General features: G+C 33.3%; 15 protein-coding genes and 1 tRNA gene. 7 read left to right on the plus strand and 9 right to left on the minus strand.

Annotation, left to right across the window (positions count from 1 at the left end):
* Positions 1 to 250 precede the first annotated feature (250 nt).
* Together ACQ5J2_RS13750 and rimK are read left to right on the plus strand one after the other, a co-directional pair.
* Positions 251 to 2,794, plus strand: a complete 2,544-nt coding sequence (locus ACQ5J2_RS13750) for an ATP-dependent Clp protease ATP-binding subunit (protein WP_432671031.1) — start codon at positions 251 to 253, stop codon at positions 2,792 to 2,794.
* Positions 2,795 to 2,921: 127 nt separating this feature from the next.
* On the plus strand, positions 2,922 to 4,298 hold the full coding sequence (gene rimK / locus ACQ5J2_RS13755; RefSeq protein ID WP_432671032.1) for a 30S ribosomal protein S6--L-glutamate ligase: 1,377 nt from the start codon (positions 2,922 to 2,924) through the stop codon (positions 4,296 to 4,298).
* Positions 4,299 to 4,556: 258 nt separating this feature from the next.
* Here the strand turns inward: rimK and ACQ5J2_RS13760 are convergent, their stop codons facing one another.
* The 3 genes from ACQ5J2_RS13760 to ACQ5J2_RS13770 all read right to left on the minus strand — a co-directional run bounded on the left by ACQ5J2_RS13760 (position 4,557) and on the right by ACQ5J2_RS13770 (position 7,087).
* A complete protein-coding gene (locus ACQ5J2_RS13760) occupies positions 4,557 to 5,426 on the minus strand; it encodes an NAD(P)H-hydrate dehydratase (RefSeq protein ID WP_432671033.1) in 870 nt (289 codons plus the stop codon).
* A gap of 156 nt (positions 5,427 to 5,582) precedes the next feature.
* The gene (locus tag ACQ5J2_RS13765; protein ID WP_432671034.1) at positions 5,583 to 6,203 is read right to left on the minus strand and encodes an L-threonylcarbamoyladenylate synthase; all 621 of its coding nucleotides are present in this window, start codon (positions 6,201 to 6,203) and stop codon (positions 5,583 to 5,585) included.
* Positions 6,204 to 6,271: 68 nt separating this feature from the next.
* Entirely contained in the window at positions 6,272 to 7,087 is an 816-nt protein-coding gene (locus ACQ5J2_RS13770) for a DUF5694 domain-containing protein (protein ID WP_432671035.1), read from the minus strand.
* A 145-nt stretch (positions 7,088 to 7,232) separates the two neighbouring features.
* On the opposite strand from ACQ5J2_RS13770, the gene ACQ5J2_RS13775 reads away from it, so the two are divergent.
* Both ACQ5J2_RS13775 and ACQ5J2_RS13780 read left to right on the plus strand, forming a co-directional pair.
* Entirely contained in the window at positions 7,233 to 8,264 is a 1,032-nt protein-coding gene (locus ACQ5J2_RS13775; protein WP_432671036.1) for a sensor histidine kinase, read from the plus strand.
* Positions 8,261 to 8,950 (plus strand): LytR/AlgR family response regulator transcription factor, encoded by a 690-nt coding sequence (locus ACQ5J2_RS13780; protein ID WP_432671037.1) that lies wholly within the window; start codon positions 8,261 to 8,263, stop codon positions 8,948 to 8,950. The genes ACQ5J2_RS13775 and ACQ5J2_RS13780 overlap by 4 nt, the downstream gene beginning before the upstream one ends.
* A gap of 1 nt (position 8,951) precedes the next feature.
* Here ACQ5J2_RS13780 and ACQ5J2_RS13785 read toward each other — a convergent pair whose 3' ends face one another.
* Positions 8,952 to 11,291 carry an ATP-dependent helicase gene (locus ACQ5J2_RS13785; protein ID WP_432671038.1) on the minus strand — a complete coding sequence of 780 codons (2,340 nt, stop codon included), beginning with the start codon at positions 11,289 to 11,291 and terminating at the stop codon, positions 8,952 to 8,954.
* Between the two features lie 245 nt (positions 11,292 to 11,536).
* On the opposite strand from ACQ5J2_RS13785, the gene ACQ5J2_RS13790 reads away from it, so the two are divergent.
* The 3 genes from ACQ5J2_RS13790 to ACQ5J2_RS13800 all read left to right on the plus strand — a co-directional run bounded on the left by ACQ5J2_RS13790 (position 11,537) and on the right by ACQ5J2_RS13800 (position 12,954).
* Entirely contained in the window at positions 11,537 to 11,908 is a 372-nt protein-coding gene (locus ACQ5J2_RS13790) for an ISAon1 family transposase N-terminal region protein (RefSeq protein WP_432671039.1), read from the plus strand.
* Between the two features lie 155 nt (positions 11,909 to 12,063).
* The gene (locus ACQ5J2_RS13795) at positions 12,064 to 12,369 is read left to right on the plus strand and encodes a hypothetical protein (RefSeq protein ID WP_432671040.1); all 306 of its coding nucleotides are present in this window, start codon (positions 12,064 to 12,066) and stop codon (positions 12,367 to 12,369) included.
* A 3-nt stretch (positions 12,370 to 12,372) separates the two neighbouring features.
* Positions 12,373 to 12,954: a hypothetical protein gene (locus ACQ5J2_RS13800; RefSeq protein ID WP_432671041.1), complete on the plus strand. Its 582-nt coding sequence runs from the start codon at positions 12,373 to 12,375 to the stop codon at positions 12,952 to 12,954.
* Positions 12,955 to 13,078: 124 nt separating this feature from the next.
* Here ACQ5J2_RS13800 and ACQ5J2_RS13805 read toward each other — a convergent pair whose 3' ends face one another.
* The 5 genes from ACQ5J2_RS13805 to ACQ5J2_RS13825 all read right to left on the minus strand — a co-directional run bounded on the left by ACQ5J2_RS13805 (position 13,079) and on the right by ACQ5J2_RS13825 (position 18,083).
* Positions 13,079 to 14,317: a site-specific integrase gene (locus ACQ5J2_RS13805; protein ID WP_432671042.1), complete on the minus strand. Its 1,239-nt coding sequence runs from the start codon at positions 14,315 to 14,317 to the stop codon at positions 13,079 to 13,081.
* Between the two features lie 273 nt (positions 14,318 to 14,590).
* A tRNA-Ser gene (locus ACQ5J2_RS13810) sits at positions 14,591 to 14,675 on the minus strand.
* A 143-nt stretch (positions 14,676 to 14,818) separates the two neighbouring features.
* Positions 14,819 to 15,952 carry a 3,4-dihydroxy-2-butanone-4-phosphate synthase gene (ribB, locus tag ACQ5J2_RS13815; RefSeq protein WP_432671043.1) on the minus strand — a complete coding sequence of 378 codons (1,134 nt, stop codon included), beginning with the start codon at positions 15,950 to 15,952 and terminating at the stop codon, positions 14,819 to 14,821.
* Positions 15,942 to 17,420 (minus strand): LptF/LptG family permease, encoded by a 1,479-nt coding sequence (locus ACQ5J2_RS13820; protein ID WP_432671044.1) that lies wholly within the window; start codon positions 17,418 to 17,420, stop codon positions 15,942 to 15,944. Before ACQ5J2_RS13820 ends, ribB begins: the two co-directional genes overlap by 11 nt.
* 9 nt (positions 17,421 to 17,429) lie before the next feature.
* The gene (locus ACQ5J2_RS13825) at positions 17,430 to 18,083 is read right to left on the minus strand and encodes a LolA family protein (protein ID WP_432671045.1); all 654 of its coding nucleotides are present in this window, start codon (positions 18,081 to 18,083) and stop codon (positions 17,430 to 17,432) included.

Raw genomic sequence — 18,083 nt, forward strand, 5'->3', positions numbered from 1 at the left:
ATATTAAAAATTGTTTATTCTAAAAATCCCGCTAATATAACCTTTTATAACCATTTTTCGCCTATAAATGAAGTAGAAATTTAACCGATTTATTAACAAGTTGACCCTCGTTTTTAGTTAATAAGTTAGTAGTAATTTAACTTTTTTATTTAAAATATTTTTTGTCCCTTAGCTGACAAGGTTTTCTAAAGGAATGATTTTTGCAAAAGCATAGACAGAAGCACTAATTTTTAGAACCAAACTTATAATTATGGATGACAATTTTTCACCAAGAGTAAAAGATGTAATCAGTTACAGTAAAGAAGAAGCCCTACGTTTAGGTCACGACTTTATTGGAACAGAGCATCTTATGTTAGGTATCTTACGAGACGGAAATGGCAAGGCTATAAATATTATGAACAACTTATCGATAGATTTGGACCATCTTCGAAAAAGAGTTGAAATTTTAAGTCCTGCCAACCCCAATGCAAACGCAACAAACGATAAACGAAATTTACAACTTACTATTCAGGCTGAACGTGCTTTAAAAACCACATTTCTTGAAGCTAAAGTTTTTAAAAGTACTTCGGTTAGTACCGCACATTTGTTATTATGCATTCTAAGGAATGAAAACGACCCAACAACCAAGTTGCTTAATAAGCTTAAAATAGATTATGATGCAGCTAAAGAACAATATTTGAATATGACGCCAACCGATGATAATTTTTTAGGCAGCCTGCCGAAGAATGAAGCTTTTAATGAAGATTCAGGACAAGATGACAGTTTTAAAGACAGTTCGTTTAACAATCCCGCCAACAAATCTAACAAAAAGTCGAAAACACCTGTTTTAGATAATTTTGGTAGAGATTTAACAGAAATGGCTGAAGAAGGAAAATTAGACCCAATTGTAGGACGTGAAAAAGAAATTGAACGCGTTTCGCAAATTTTGAGTCGACGAAAAAAGAACAATCCGCTGCTAATTGGTGAACCTGGTGTGGGTAAATCAGCGATTGCAGAAGGACTGGCTTTGCGAATTATTCAGAAGAAGTGTTCTAGAATTCTTTTTGGAAAACGAGTAGTTACACTTGATTTGGCGAGTTTGGTTGCAGGAACAAAGTACCGTGGACAGTTCGAAGAGCGAATGAAAGCGGTAATGAATGAGTTGGAAAAAAATGATGATATTATTCTTTTCATTGATGAAATTCACACTATTGTAGGAGCTGGTGGAGCAACAGGTTCGCTTGATGCTGCCAACATGTTTAAACCTGCTTTAGCAAGAGGTGAAATCCAATGTATTGGTGCTACAACATTAGACGAATACCGTCAGTATATTGAGAAAGACGGAGCTTTAGAACGTCGTTTTCAAAAAGTAATTGTTGAGCCAACAACAGTTGAAGAAACGATAACAATTTTGCATAATATCAAAAATAAATACGAAGACCATCACAATGTTATTTACTCGGACGATGCGATTGAAGCATGTGTCAAATTAACAGATAGATATATGTCTGACCGATTTTTACCAGACAAAGCTATTGACGCATTAGATGAAGCAGGATCAAGAGTTCATATTACAAATATTGAAGTCCCAAAACAAATACTTGATTTGGAACGACAGTTAGAGGAAGTTAAAGAACTTAAAACAAGTGTTGTTAAGCGACAAAAATACGAAGAAGCAGCTCGTCTTCGTGACGATGAAAAACGCATTGAAAAGGATTTGGCAATAGCACAAGAACAGTGGGAAGAGGATTCTAAAAATAACCGAATTGAAGTTTCAGAAGACAATGTTGCCGATGTAGTTTCGATGATGTCAGGAATACCTGTAAATAGAATTGCGCAAACGGAAAGTAATAAATTGGCAAAATTACCGGAATTAATTCAAGGAAAAGTAATTGGACAAAACGAAGCAGTATTAAAAATAGCTCGTTCGATTCAAAGAAATCGTGCAGGATTGAAAGACCCAAATCGACCAATTGGATCCTTTATTTTCTTAGGGCAAACAGGTGTTGGAAAAACACAATTGGCCAAAGTAATTGCAAAAGAGTTATTTGACTCAGAAGATGCGTTAATTCGTATTGACATGAGTGAATATATGGAAAAATTCGCCATTTCTCGTTTAGTTGGAGCTCCTCCCGGATACGTAGGTTATGAAGAAGGAGGTCAGTTGACTGAAAAAGTTCGTCGCAAACCTTATTCTGTAGTTCTTTTAGATGAAATAGAAAAAGCACATCCTGATGTATTTAATATGATGCTTCAAGTTTTGGATGATGGGTATTTGACGGATAGTTTAGGTAGAAAAGTAGATTTCAAAAATACTATTATAATTATGACTTCTAATATTGGTGCTCGCCAATTGAAAGATTTTGGTCAAGGTGTTGGTTTTGGAACAGCTGCTAAAACAGCTCAAACAGACGAGCATTCCAAAAGTGTCATTGAAAATGCATTGAAAAAGGCTTTTGCCCCTGAATTTTTAAATCGAATTGACGACGTTATTGTATTCAATCCTCTAGAAAAAGAACATATTGACGTCATTATTGAACTTGAGCTGGAGAAATTATATGCTCGAATTAAAGATTTAGGATACAAATTGAACTTGTCTTCAAAAGCGAAAGCTTATATCGCTGAAAAGGGTTTTGACAAGCAATTTGGTGCTCGACCACTAAAAAGAGCCATTCAAAAATATGTGGAAGACACTCTAGCAGAAGAAATTATCACAACTAAAATCAGTATTGGCGATGAAATCTTTATGGATTATGAAGAAGGTCAAACGGAATTATCTGTTAAAGTTCATAAAATGAAAGAACCCACTAAATAATTTACTATCAAACATTTACTAACCCGCTAATTTTTTCAGAGCGGGTTTTTTATTTTTTATAGTAAGAGTATTGTTTTTCAAAACAAATTTCTACATTTGATAAACGCAAATTTCAAAAAATAAACGCATGTTACAAGAGAAAGTTATAGTTGGAAGTGAAGAATGGTGTTCGTTTCCTGAGCTTGGAATTCCTACAATTAAAGCAAGGGTAGACTCGGGCGCGAAAACCTCTGCACTGCATGCCATCAATATCGCTCCATTTATTAAAGAGGGTGAAAATTGGGTGAAATTTGACATCAATCCTATTCAAAATAATGTCAAAACAATTATTCACTGCGAATCGAAATTAGTTGACAAAAGAGTCGTGAAAAGTTCCAGTGGTTTTCGCGAACAACGTTATGTTATTGGTGCTGAACTTGAAATTGGTGGTCAACATTGGTCTGTTGAAATTACTTTAACGAATCGAGATTCGATGGGTTTTCGAATGCTTTTAGGTCGTGAAGCCATGAGTGGTCGTGTTTTAGTAGACCCTTCACAAAAATATTTGTTGGGTCAACCTTCTCAAGATACTTTAAAAGAATTGTATAAAACGTCGGAACAAGCCAAAACGGGTTTGAGAATTGGTGTTTTAGCAAGTAATCCAGAGTTGTATTCCAATAAAAGAATCATGGAAGCGGGTGAAATGCGTGGTCACGAAATGCATTTTTTGAATATAAAAGAATGTTACATGAAATTGGATGCTACCAATCCTGAAATTCATTATCGAGGAGGAAAAATTTTAGATAAATTTGATGCTGTAATTCCAAGAATACGACCAAGTATTACATTTTACGGTTGTGCTTTAACCAGACAATTTGAAGCATTAAAAGTATATTGCTTGAATTCAGCTGCGGCAATTACACAATCTCGTGACAAACTTTATTCATTACAACTTCTTCTAAACCATGGAGTTGACATTCCTACGACTGGTTTTGCAAATTCACCTTTGGACACTAACGATTTGATAAAAATGGTTGGTGGCTCACCATTAATCGTAAAATTATTAGAAGGAACACAAGGGAAAGGTGTTGTTTTAGCAGAAACCAAAAAAGCGGCAGAAAGTGTGATTAATGCTTTCAAAAGCTTAAATGCAAATATTTTAGTTCAAGAATTCATCAAAGAAGCGAACGGAAAAGACATTCGTTGTTTTGTAATTGACGGAAAAGTAGTTGCTGCAATTCAAAGAGAAGCATTGCCGGGAGAATTTAGAGCCAACATCCATTTAGGCGGAACCGCTTCTATCATTAAAGTTACTGCCGAAGAGCGTCGAATTGCTATAAAAGCAGCAAAAGCGATGGATTTGAAAGTGGCAGGAGTTGATATCATTCGGTCATCAAAAGGACCGCTTTTATTAGAAGTAAATTCATCTCCTGGATTAGAGGGAATTGAAGGAGCTACGAATAAAGATATTGCTAGTGAAATGATTAAAGCGATTGAAAAGAATTTTAGACACCGTCAAGGTTAATAAAAATTGTTAGCATGTTCGATACGTTTATGAATAAAGTACTTCATAAAATTTAAAACAATAAAAAAGAGAGTTCATTTACTAGTAAAAGAGCTCTCTTTAAGTTTTATTAATTTATATTCCTACAGTTAACGTTGACAGCACTTCGAGGCAAATAATTTCAATAATAGCAATGCTACCAAATTTTCATTTAAATAAATTAATACCGTAAGGTAACAAAAAAATTAATTAAACCATTGACATTATGTAAATTAATTTTTATTTAACAGATGTGTTTCTTTGATAGGTTTCAATTTCAAGAAATGCTCTTCCTAAATATTCAATAATTGTAGAAGCCACAAATGCTTGTGTTCCTGTTTCTGGTCGAGCCAAATCAGCTGCTAATCCGTGAATATAAACACCTAAAATTGACGCATCTTCTGCAGAATATTTTTGTGCTAATAAACTCGTAATAATTCCCGTCAACACATCACCACTTCCGGCCGTTGCTAATGCAGGATTTCCTGTAGAATTTTTATAACATTTTCCATCCGAAAAAATATAGGTTGGAGCTCCTTTCATAACAACAATGCACTTTAAAGTTTTGGAAAGTGCTGCTGTTTTCTCAAACATATCTTCATAAGATGTCCACTTACCAATAAGTCGTTCTAATTCGCCTAAATGAGGTGTTAAAATGGTTTGTGGTTTTAAACTCAACAACCATTTCGGATTGTAAGCCAGAATATTTAAGGCATCGGCATCAATAACTAATGGAACTTCGTTTACGTTCAAAAACTTGTAAAATGCTCTTCGTGTTTTTGGCTCCTGCCCCATTCCCATGCCAATTCCGATTGCCTTTGGAACGATTGAAAATTCAATATTTGAAATGTGTGTCGCATTTTTATCAGTCAAAACCATTACTTCAGGAATCGCTGTCTGCAAAATGGAATAACCAACTTTTGGAACAAAAGCAGTCACTAAACCACAACCTGAATGCAATGCTGATTTTGAAGACAACAGTGCGGCTCCAATTTTCCCATAACTTCCGCCAATAATTAAGGCATGTCCTTGAATTCCTTTATGTGTATCGTTTTGGACTCGCCGGTAAATTTTTGAAATCGATGCTTTAGTGAGTTTGGTGATTTTCATAATTTGTGTATTTCCGCGCTGATTTCCATTTATTTAGTTATCTCGCAAAGACGCCAAGCTAAATACTAAGTTTTGCGTCTTGGCGCCCTTGCGAGATTCAAGTTTTTATTAATATTGTTTGAGAAATCTAAAAAGATAAATACCGAAAAAATAAATTTAAAAAATGTCAATATCTCCTTTTCCTTCTCTCAAAATCACAGGTTCTGGCCCTGATAAATCAATAATAGTTGACGGTTGGTTGTCTCCGTAACCGCCATCAATAACCATATCTACCAAGTTCTGCCATTTCTCGAAAATCAATTCTGGGTCAGTCGTGTATTCAATCACATCATCTTCATCATAAATTGAAGTCGAGACAATTGGATTCCCCAACTGTTTTACGATTTCTAACGCAATCGCATTATCAGGAACCCGAATACCAACCGTAGTTTTTTTCTTAAATTCTTTCGGTAGGTTGTTATTTCCAGGTAAAATAAAAGTATACGCTCCAGGAAGTGCTCTTTTCAATAGTTTAAAAGTACTAGTATCAATTTGCCGTACATAGTCAGAAATATTACTCAAATCAGAACAAACAAAGGAGAAATTTGCTTTTTCCAATTTGATTCCTTTGATTTTTGCAATTCGTTCCAAGGCTTTCGTATTGGTAATATCACAACCCAGACCATATACGGTATCAGTTGGATAAATTACTAAACCTCCATCTTTTAAAACCTTTACTACCTTTGCAATAGCAGCTTCATTAGGTTTATCTTCGTAAATTTTTATAAATTGTGCCATCTTCTACTCTTTTTCAAATTTTTAATTGAAGTTAAGCAAAAATACTGAAAAAGTCCTCCATAACTCTACTATTTAAGATAGATAAAAGGATTGACTAACTCATATTTTGGACTTCTTTTCATAAAATCATTGAAAAAAGCTGTGTGTGCCGCACCCATAATTATAAAAACACGGTCGGTTGGTTTTAAATCAATTTGATTTAAATTTGAATACATTCGCAAATTTCTCTGATAAAATTTAGCAGCTTGATCCGCACCTTCATAATTTCCCTCCGTGGAAACGTAAGTCAACATATCAGCGTTTATATTCATCAAAAAATCTAAATATTGGGGATGATTCTCCACTTTTAATTTTTCGAGTAAACTCAAATTGTCGTAATTCAGGTTTTTTTCTTGTAATTCAATTAGATTTGAATAACGCTCATACGTGTCATCATTTATTTTAGTTTTTGCTAATTGGTACCCGATTCCATAATTATAACCCATTTTATGGTCTATGCCAAAAATCTGTTTTGTTTTTGATAAACGTCCCAATTCAAAAGCCAATAGTTCTATTTCATTCGGGTCTTTTATTTCCATTTTTGGATTAACTAAATACGCTTGATATGCTTTTTGTAAGGTAAAATTGTAAGATGGCGGTGTTTCTACAATAATTACTGTTGGCTTAAACTCCGCTAATAATTGAGCAATTTTGTGTACATCAACTTTATTTTTTTCATCTTTTTCATCAAAATCTACAGACGTGGCATCATTGGTATACCCCATGTGAAAGGTTCCAAAGTTCAGTACTTTAATGGTTTGGTGAAATTTGTCTTTGAAAATAGGAGCTTGAGCTGTAACATTTTGCATTACAACCAATAACATAAAAATAAATAACTTGTTCATAATTGTAGTTTTAAGGTTTAATACAAAAGTGTAAAATTCATCTATATTGAAAAGAATTTTTTCGATGAACACCCTTTATTCTTCGGCGAACGCTTTTTGTCATTGAAAGCCACCGTTGTATCTTTACCAAACAAAATAAAGTACTATGAAATTATTTTCAACCCAAAAAGAAATCGCACTACACCTCCTATTTTGGGTGATTTATCTAATTGGCTATTTCATTACTTTAAATCCGGATAGCAAAATAGTATATCAAGTTGAATCTGTTGATTTGTTTACCGTTACTTTTCTGATAGCAACAATTTCTACCTTCTATGTTAATTATTTTTATGTGCTGAAAACGAGCTTTAAAAGCCATAAATTACTTGCAATCTTGGTTGGTTTTGTACTAATCTTTGTTTACTTCATATTTTGTCGGTATTTACTGGAAGAAGTTCTCACATTTCATCTATTTGATGTCAACAATTATTTTGAAGGAACGAGTTTGTCTTTCTACATTCTGGATAATATTCATTGGGCTTCAACGCCAATTTTAGCAAGTAGCGCTTTATGGATTATCATCAATTTTATTCGAACTTTGCAGAATGAAGTGGTAATTACAGAAGAAAAAAAACAAGCTGAAATTCAGTTTTTAAAGTCGCAAATCAATCCTCATTTTATTTTTAATACGTTGAATAATATTTATTCATTAGTAGTTTCAAAATCTGAAAAATCATTGCATGCAATTGAAAAATTGAGTGATATCATGCGTTTCACCACTTATGAGACTCAAAAAGAACGAATTAATATACAGGATGAAATCAGTTATATAAAAAGCCTGATTGATTTGGAAGGCATTCGAATGGCAAGTTCTATTCAGATTCAAGTCGAAATTTCTGTTGATAAAGAAAACCAGGAAATTCCACCTTATATTATTTTGCCTTTTGTTGAAAATTGCATTAAGCATGGAGTTATTAATTCTGTCGAAAATCCTGCGTTAATTTCGATTGACTGCAACAAAAATGTTTTGACTATTTTAGCGGAGAATAAAATCAATTCAAATTTAAAAGACGAACATTCTGGAATTGGATTTGAAAATTTAAAGAAGCGATTGGAGTATTATTTTCCAAATAAATATAAATGGGATGTTGAAAAAAATGAAACCGATTTTAAAAGTACGTTAATCATTCACCTATGAAGAAAGTAAGCTGTATCATTTTAGACGACGAACCTTTAGCGGTTGAATTATTGAAAACTTACGCTTCGAAATTGCAACGATTAGAAGTTGTTTTAGCGACTACAGCTGTTTTTGACGTAATCACTTTTATGCAAAACAATAAAGTAGATTTGTTTTTTATTGACATTCAAATGCCAGAATTATCGGGTATTCAAATGATGGAATTGTTTAACAAAGACAGCCATTTTATCATCACTTCTGCTTATCCGAATTATGCTTTAAAAAGTTATGAATTCAGAGTCGTCGATTATCTTTTGAAACCAATTTCATTTGACAAATTTCACAAAGCAGTAACCAAATTTTTAGACAACTCAAAAGAAGCAAACGAACCTTCAGCATCCTTTCTTTTTGTAAAAGTCGATGGCAAACAAGTTCGCATTCACACCGACGAAATCTATTATATTGAAGGTTTAAGCGATTACATTAGGATTCATCTCAAGGTCGAAAGACTTGTGGTTCATGATACTTTACGGGATTTTATTGCCAAATTACCCGACCATCATTTTATGAGAATTCACCGTTCCTATATCATAAATTTGTATAAAATAAAAGCGGTAGATGGGAATTCAATTCAACATGAACTGGGCTACATTCCTATTGGTGAAACTTACAAAAATGAAGTGAAGAGTTGGATTGAAAATCAATAACTTATTCAAGAATTTCTAACTTGGCAAAACGCAATAAAAGTTTTTTAATTCCACCCACTTCAAAGTTAATCTCGGCTTTTTTGTCACCACCAACACCTTCTAAATTCACTACTTCACCTCTACCAAAGCGTTCGTGCATTACTTTTGTGCCTTGCGTCAATGGACCGTCAAATAAATTCGGACCTGAAGAAGCCGTTTTCGTCGGACCTGCTAAAGGTTTTAATTTTCGGATGCCTGCTGAAGCCGCTGCTTCATTATTGTTAAAGTATTTTGGCGGTGCCGAAGCTGTAGGTTTAAATTGACGTAATTTAGTTTTATCTACGTCGCCAAAAATATCCGAATCAATCATCGGTTTATATTTATAGTTGGTTTCAGGTGGCGAAATGTACTCTAAATATTGCTCGTCAATTTCATTAATAAAACGTGAAGGTTCGCAATCCGTTAATTTTCCCCAACGGTACCGAGATTGAGCATACGTCAAATAAGCTTGGTGTTCCGCACGAGTTAAAGCCACGTAAAACAAACGGCGTTCTTCTTCCAATTCGCTCCTGGTACTCATTGACATCGCGCTAGGAAATAAATCTTCTTCCATTCCTACCACAAAAACATAAGGAAATTCCAGTCCTTTTGCTAAGTGAATCGTCATCAGTGCAACTCGATCATCATCGCCTGTATCATTGTCTAAATCTGTTGCCAAAGCCACATCCTGCATAAATTCTGAAAGCGCACCTCTCGCTCCGTCGATTTCTCTCTGTCCTTCAATAAAATCTTTTATACCGTTTAATAATTCCTCTATATTTTCAATTTTGGCAATCCCTTCTGGTGTAGCATCTTTCTTTAATTCTTGTACCAAACCTGTTTTTTTCGCAACATGTTCTGCAAGATAAAATGCATCTTGGTTTTCATTAATGACTTGAAAACTCTGAATCATCGTTACAAAATCTTGCAACTTCGTTTTCGTTCCAGCATTCAATTTTAAGTCAATTTTATCGATATTCTGCATGATTTCAAATATCGAACGCTTGTAGTGGTTTGCCGCAATCGTAAGTTTTTCAACGGTTGTATCTCCAATTCCACGTGTTGGGTAATTAATCACTCTAATAAGCGCTTCCTCATCCTTTGGATTAATCACCAATCGTAAATAACACAACACATCTTTGATTTCTTTTCTTTGATAAAAAGATAATCCTCCGTAAATTCGATAGGGAATATCTCTTTTTCGCAACGCATCTTCCATCGCTCTAGATTGTGCATTGGTCCGGTATAGAATAGCGAACTGTCCATTTGTTAATTGGTTGTTCATCTTTTGGTCCCAAATGGTCGAAGCTACAAAACGCCCTTCTTCTGCATCGGTAACACTTCGTTGCACTTTAATTTTTGCCCCCAAATCATTTGCCGTCCAAACGATTTTATCCAATTTCGTTTTATTTTTTTCTATAATTGAATTGGCTGCTTCTACAATGCTTTTCGTAGAACGGTAATTTTGTTCTAAACGGTAGGTTTGTACATTTTCATAATCCTTTTGGAAATTCAAAATGTTGTTGATATTTGCACCTCGAAAGGCATAAATACTTTGTGCATCATCTCCCACAACGCAAATATTCTGGAAACGGTCGGATAAAGCACGAACAATTAAATACTGTGAATGGTTGGTATCTTGATACTCATCTACTAAAATGTAACGAAAACGGTCTTGATATTTTGCTAAAACTTCTGGAAAGCGATTAATTAATTCATTAGTTTTCAATAACAAATCATCAAAATCCATCGCTCCTGCTTTAAAACAACGTTCTACGTAGTTTTGATATATTTCACCTAAACGTGGTTTTTTTGACATCGCATCTGCTTCTTGCAATTCAGGATTATTGAAATACGCTTTTACGGTAACCAAACTGTTTTTGTATGATGAAATTCGACTTAAAACTTGTTTTGGCTTATAAACATCTCGATCCAATTGCATTTCCTTGATAATCGCAGAAATCAATCGAACACTATCTTGAGTGTCGTAAATAGTAAAGTTAGATGGATAGCCCAATTTATCTGCTTCGGAACGCAAAATTCGGGCAAAAACGGAGTGAAAAGTCCCCATCCACAAGTTTTTAGCTTCACCCGAACCAACAATAGCTGAAATTCGGTTTTTCATTTCCTTCGCGGCTTTATTGGTAAAAGTAAGTGCCAAAATATTAAACGCATCGACACCTAAACTCATTAAATAGGCAATTCTGATTGTTAAAACCCGTGTTTTTCCTGAACCCGCACCTGCGATAATAATCATAGGTCCGTCTTTCTGTAATACCGGCGCTTGTTGGGCTTCGTTGAGTTGACTGATATATTTTTGCATTATATAAAGTAAGCTGAAATCCAGCAAATAATTAGTAAAATAAAAAACAAAAATACGCTTCTATATGCAAACGAACAATATAGATGGTTAAATTCTCATCTTATAGCGTAAGATATAACTATAAAAAAAAATGAGTACTATTTTAATTTATTTACTCCTTGAAATAGATTAAAAAATGAATCAATCCTAAAAGTTGTGGGAAAATATTAAAATAAAGATATTAAAATTTTAAAAATTAGATACGAATGTTAGATTATTTTATCGAACTTCTCAAATTATTGCTACCCAAAATTATTGTTGACTATTTTGAATTAACCTCACATAAGAAAGCAGATGAAGTTTTGCATTTATACTTAAAAGAGATTAATTCTACACTTAATGAATACCGTAATGACAAACTGAGCTCCAAGGGATTCTTTGATGAAATAACAGTCCAAGATTTTCCCATTCAAGGACATCAGGTTTATCTTCCTATCACACGCAGAAGATGGAGATGGCTTAATGAAGACACTGGTAGAGCTGTCTTTAGAGATTGGAATTTCGTAGCAAACGAAACTCGAATAACAAGAGAGTTTGCGTCTTTTTTAAAAGAAATCAATAGATTCCAACCCAAATGATTGTAATGCTATAGCTTCTTTCTATGGGGTTTCAGGAAGGAGTTTGCAGTATCAGTACAAAGACTATTTAAGTGATTTTAAAACTTGGAAACAAAAATCACATGCAAAACAATGGCTTATTTTTCCTGATAATAGTGGTAAATGTTTATCGATAGATGAAACATCTCTCTCCAGACGTCGAAGCATTTCATTATTTACCATGGTTATTTAATACTATTTCTATAGGACATTTGGAATGGGTTGTAAATTTTCAAAACAAATTAAGTTTTATAGATTTTCAAAAAATAATTGAGAGAAATGAAAAAGGAAAAATTGATTTGATATATGACTTGATTTCTTTTTATCGGAATTATATAGGAAACATCAAAAGAAGTGAATTTAAATATTTTGTTGACAAAATCAGCTTGCAGATCAAAACATGTAGTTTACAGGAAATTCGATTTCCTCAAATGTTTTTCTAAGGGATGACGGAATTGATTTTTTTTGAAAAAGAAGTTAATCAGATAGTTAATTCTATTGATTTTAATAGAGTAAAAAAAGATTTTGAAGAAGCTACTCCGAGGTATTGGGGAAGTTTGTTGAGTATTTCAATGCTTAATCAATATGGGACTAGTACGTTTAGTAAAGATTTTGTTGACGCACTCAATCTAAATAAAGTTGTAAGCAACATTGAAAAGCATTATGAAGTAAATCTACATGAATTCAGAGTGATAATGTATCAGCTTTCGTACGGAAGTGATTCAACAAAAAAGGAATATGCTAAGGCTTTGCAACCGATGGTAGAACAAGTCATGCAAAGATTTACAGAAAAAGAGGATCATGAAGATATATTACAAGCTTTCTATAATTTGGATAATGAACTTGGAAAAGAGAGTTGTAAAAAATTAAATAAAGCTGTTCCTAACACACGCAAAAAAATTAAGAAACCATCAGATAAGAAAAAGTCAAAGTTAGGTATAGCTGCGGCTGAAAAAAGTGGTGAGGATTATGTAATGATTGAAAACCTTATAAGTTTAAAAAAAGAAGAACCAAAACAGGAAGCTTAATTTCCTGTTTTTGATTCGAGTTAATTATATTTTTTCCATCAATTTATTGAGTAATGATATATAATTAGTAATTTACTTTTGTCATAAAACACAAATAAATGGCTCAAAATGAAACAATTAAAATTCAACTTATTTTTATATTTAGATTTTTAGGAGTAAACTTATTCTTAATCAATAACATATCTTCACTTACTTTTCTATCCAAAACTTTAGCATAATGTTGAGTGGTTCTCAAATTTTTATGACCAAGCATTTTGCTCACACTTTCAATTGGAACTCCATTTGTTAACGTTACAGTTGTCGCAAATGTATGTCGGGCAATATGGAAGGTTAATTCTTTTTCAATCTCGCAAACAGCTGCTATTTCTTTTAAATAGGCATTCATTTTTTGATTGGACAGAATAGGAAGTAGTTTTTCTTGGTTACTACTTTGAGGATGGTTTTCATATTTATCAATTATCATCTGTGTAACTGGTAAGATTGGAATTTTAGAAGCACTTTCTGTTTTCTGTCTGTGTGTAAATATCCATTTCTCACCATCAATACCGAAGCTTATATGCGACTTTGTTAAGTTTTTGACATCTATGTAAGCCAAACCAGTAAAGCAGCTAAAAAGGAAAATATCGCGAACTAATGATAATCTTTCAGTTTTAAATTCTTTTTCAATTATGGATTGAACTTCTACTTCTGATAAATAAACTCTTTCCACTTCTTTAACTTTCGATTTGTAGTTTGCAAAAGGATTTTTGTCTAGCCAGTCATTGGCCAAACATATCTTAATAATTTTATTGAAATTCTTGATGTACTTAACGGCTGTGTTATTGGCACAGTTTCTAACGCTTCTTAACCAGAATTCATAATCAGTTATAAAAGCATGATCAATCTTGGTAATATCTATATCAGAAACTTTGTATTTCCATTGCATGAATTCAATGGTGTGCTTTAAAGAAGTTGTATAGCGTTCTAATGTTCCGGGTGCGTATTCTTTACCAACTAATTCTTTTATTTTGTTGTTGTGGTCTTGGAAGATTGGCACTAACATTCTTTGTCTTTCTTCGGTTCCTAGTAACTTATTTTTAAAGTTTTCAATTGATAGGGTCTCGCTTCGATGGAGTAGTTCCATTTGTGCATCTAATACTTTGGATTTCATTAAATCAAGATAGCTATTGATTGAACGAGCTTCATCTGTAGTGCCCTTCATTTTAGATAGTTCGCTAGACCATTTTGATTTTTCTACAAACTTTTTGGTGCTAAATTCTAATCGTTTGCCGTCAACTGTCAATCTAACATAAATAGGAAGTAATCCATTTTTATTGGCTTTTGTGCTTTTGGCATAAAAGTGAAGTGTGATTTTTGTTTTCATTGTGGTGACCAATTAATTATTACTCAATTTAAATTTCTACTTCAAATCAAACAAGATGTTTACTGACTGAACGAGTTATTGAACATGTCGTTGAACCTAATGTTTGCAAGTGTTGAGGTAATTTAGCGAGACCCTAATTTTCTCAATTTTTAGGGTCTCGATTTAGACTCGCTAAATACAAGATTGAATGAATAATTTGACATTTCAGCAAAAGAAAAAACCCCTCGAATCATAAGATTCGTGGGGTTTTGTACCACTTTGAAAAGTATTGTGCGGAGAAAGAGGGATTCGAACCCCCGGACCTGTTACAGTCAACAGTTTTCAAGACTGCCGCATTCGACCGCTCTGCCATTTCTCCAATAAAGCGCTTTCATTACCTGATTGCGAGTGCAAATATAAGCCGTTTTTTCTGTTCTCAAAGCTTTTTTTATAAAAAAATTAAGCTTTTTATTTCTTACAAATTAACGTTTTCATACTCTACAAGTTAGCTTATAAAAAATTTTAGAAATTTACGTAATCTGTAATCTCTAACCCGTACCCTATCATACCTACTCGCTTAGATTGCTGTGAATTTGACATCAATCTAATTTTTGAAATATCAATATCGTGCAAAATTTGAGCACCAATTCCAAAGTCTTTCGAGTCCATTACAATTTTCGGGGCTTTATAAATTCCTTCTGACTGTAAGCCTTTAAGTTCAGTGATTCGGTTTAATAAATTTATTGAGTGACTTTCTTGATTTATAAAAACAATCGCTCCTTGGCCCTCCTCGTTGATAACTTTAAACATATCATCCAACTTCTGATCGGCATTATTCGTTAGCGTCCCCAATAAGTCATTATTTACCAATGTTGAATTTATTCGTGTTAAAACCGAATCACCTAAATTCCAAGTTCCCTTTGTCAAAGCAATATGCACCTGTTTATTCGTAGTTTGCAAATAAGCTCTCAATCTGAACGTGCCAAATCGAGTTTCTATATCAAAATCCTCTTTCTTGACAATCAAACTATCGTGTTGCATACGATAAGCCACTAAATCTTCAATTGATACAAGTTTTAAATCAAACTTTCGGGCAACTTCTACTAATTCAGGCAATCGGGCCATTGTGCCATCGTCATTCATAATTTCACAAATAACTCCTGCAGCTTTAAATCCAGCCAATCTCGCGAAATCAATTGCAGCTTCTGTATGACCCGTTCTTCTTAAAACTCCTCCTTGTTTTGCAATGAGTGGAAAAATATGTCCAGGACGAGCTAAATCAAATGATTTTGTATTTCCATCGATTAAAGCTAGTACTGTTTTAGATCGATCACCTGCTGAAATTCCAGTAGTCACACCATTACCCTTCAAATCAACTGAAACTGTAAATGCAGTTTCTAAGTGATCCGTATTATTGGTTACCATCGTTCTTAAATCTAACTCTCTACACCTATTTTCAGTTAATGGTGCACAAATTAAACCACGACCATGTGTTGCCATGAAATTAATAATCTCCGGTGATATCTTTTCTGCAGCACATAAAAAATCGCCTTCATTTTCCCGATCTTCATCATCTACAACGATAATAATTTTCCCGTTTCGTATATCTTCAATCGCTTCCTCAATTGTATTGAGTTTTATTTTGTCAGTTGACATTATCTTTGTTTTTGTTAAAAAGTTTTTTAAATAAATTCTGTATTGGTGTCAAAATAGCATCCATATTGATTAATCCTATATCATTTGTTGCTCTGTAAGTAAGTAATAAAGCAAATGGTGTAAGAATCAAGCTGGACATCCAAACTCCTAAAAAAGGCGTTATCTGATTTTCTTGAGCTATTTTTTTACCAAAAGTGTTTGTGAAGTGGAATGTTATAAATATTAATACTGCAAAAACTATAGGAAGACCTAAACCACCTTTTCTAATAATTGCTCCAAGTGGTGCACCAATAAAAAACATTAGAATACAAGCATATCCCATCACAAATTTTTCGTGAATCGCTATCCAATGGTTGTTTATGTTTTTTTGTTTACTAAACAATTCTTCTTTTGTTCCTAGAATGCTGAAATTGGTACTTGTGATATTATTAAAAGCCAATTCTAGAAAGCGCGATTTTTCTGAATTAGTAAAACCGCTCAAAAGACTATCAGGCATTTTCGTTTCTGCTTGACGTGTTTTCGTACTATCCTTTTCAATTCCCAGGATATTGATTGCTAAAGAACCATTTTCTACGCCTGACCGACTGTGAATATTTTCAGCAAACGACAAGACTTCTTTCTTATAATTGGTGTTTAAAGAATCTAAAGTATACGTCAACTCACTGATGTTTAGCATTGTATTTGTACCCGCTGATATCTCTTCTTCTGGATTTATTTTATTGAGTTGCGATAAATCCAAATTCATTGTATAGGTTTTGAATGCACTTTTAGCAAAAGGTATTTTTTTTCGGTCTGCATATTTATCGGGAACAATCTCTTCATATTGAAATCCATCAAATAAAACCAGTTGCAATATATTTGAATCTTCACTACTAAGCAATTTTCCTCTTCTTGCTTTGATTACATTTGAAATTCCGCTTCCATTCGTACGCTTTTTATGAATAGTAACGCCCTGCAATTCATTTCCTTTATCGCCTGATTTTTTTTCAACTTTAATATTAAAAGGACCAACTTCACTAAATTGTCCTTCTGCAACAGCCAATGCAGGCTTTACTTGCGCAATATTTTGGCGGAAGCTTATAAATTTATACGAAGCATATGGAATGACATTATTCGCAAACGTGAATGCGGCAATGCTTAAAATTGCAATGAAAACAATCAAGCTTTTCATTGCTCTTTGCAAGGAAACTCCCGAAGATTTCATAGCGGCAAATTCATAATTTTCGGACAAATCGCCAAAAGTCATTATGGAAGCCAATAATATAGAAAGAGGAAGTACTAATGGGACAACATTGGGCATCGAAAACATTAGAAATTTCAAAATAAGAATGAAATCTAAATCTTTACCCGCTAACTCAGCTATAAAAAGCCAAACAGTTTGTAAAATGAATATAAAAAAAAGGATTACAAATACCGAAGTAAATGTAACCAGGAATGTTTTTAAGAGGTATTTGTCAAGTATTTTCACTCAATAAAATTAGTCTAAATTGTTAATGTAATAGTTGGGATATTTACTTTTAACAAATGTAAACTGATTTTTTGAAACAGGCTGATTGGTTTTAAAAGAATTAACAACAATTGTTGTTTTAGTACCGTTTTTACCGGTTTCAATCACATTGTAAATGTTTTTTGTTTGCACATCTATACCTAATAAGACTTCTTTTCTTTGGTCTTTTGAACTTATTGGTATCAGTTTAATGTATTGAATTTTTCTACCGCGAACATTTTGCAAAATATCCCAAGAATATTTGTAACCTTTATTAAAGAAAGTCAGCATTTTAGAAGGTGTAATGGCACTTTCGTCGCTTTCATCAAAATTAGAAATACTAATTTCCTCATCTTCTGGCACAATTGTGTATACTTTTTTACCGTCAAAAATTTTAGTTATCCCCATGAAATTCAACACGTAATTATTGCCTTGCAACAACACATTTCCTTTGCTTTCTTGGTTGATATTTTCTTTAAGATTTTGCAGCGAATATTTGAAGTCAATAGCTATATTATCATAACTTTTCACTTTTGAAGTTACTTCATCCAATAAGTTTTTCGCTCTTTTATCTTGAGCAATACCTTGAAAACCTATGATTAAAGTGAATAGTAATGAGAATAAAATTTGAATCTTGAATTTCAT

Source organism: Flavobacterium sp. SM2513 (genome assembly GCF_050908145.1).
In the GTDB taxonomy this organism is placed as follows: Bacteria; Bacteroidota; Bacteroidia; order Flavobacteriales; family Flavobacteriaceae; genus Flavobacterium.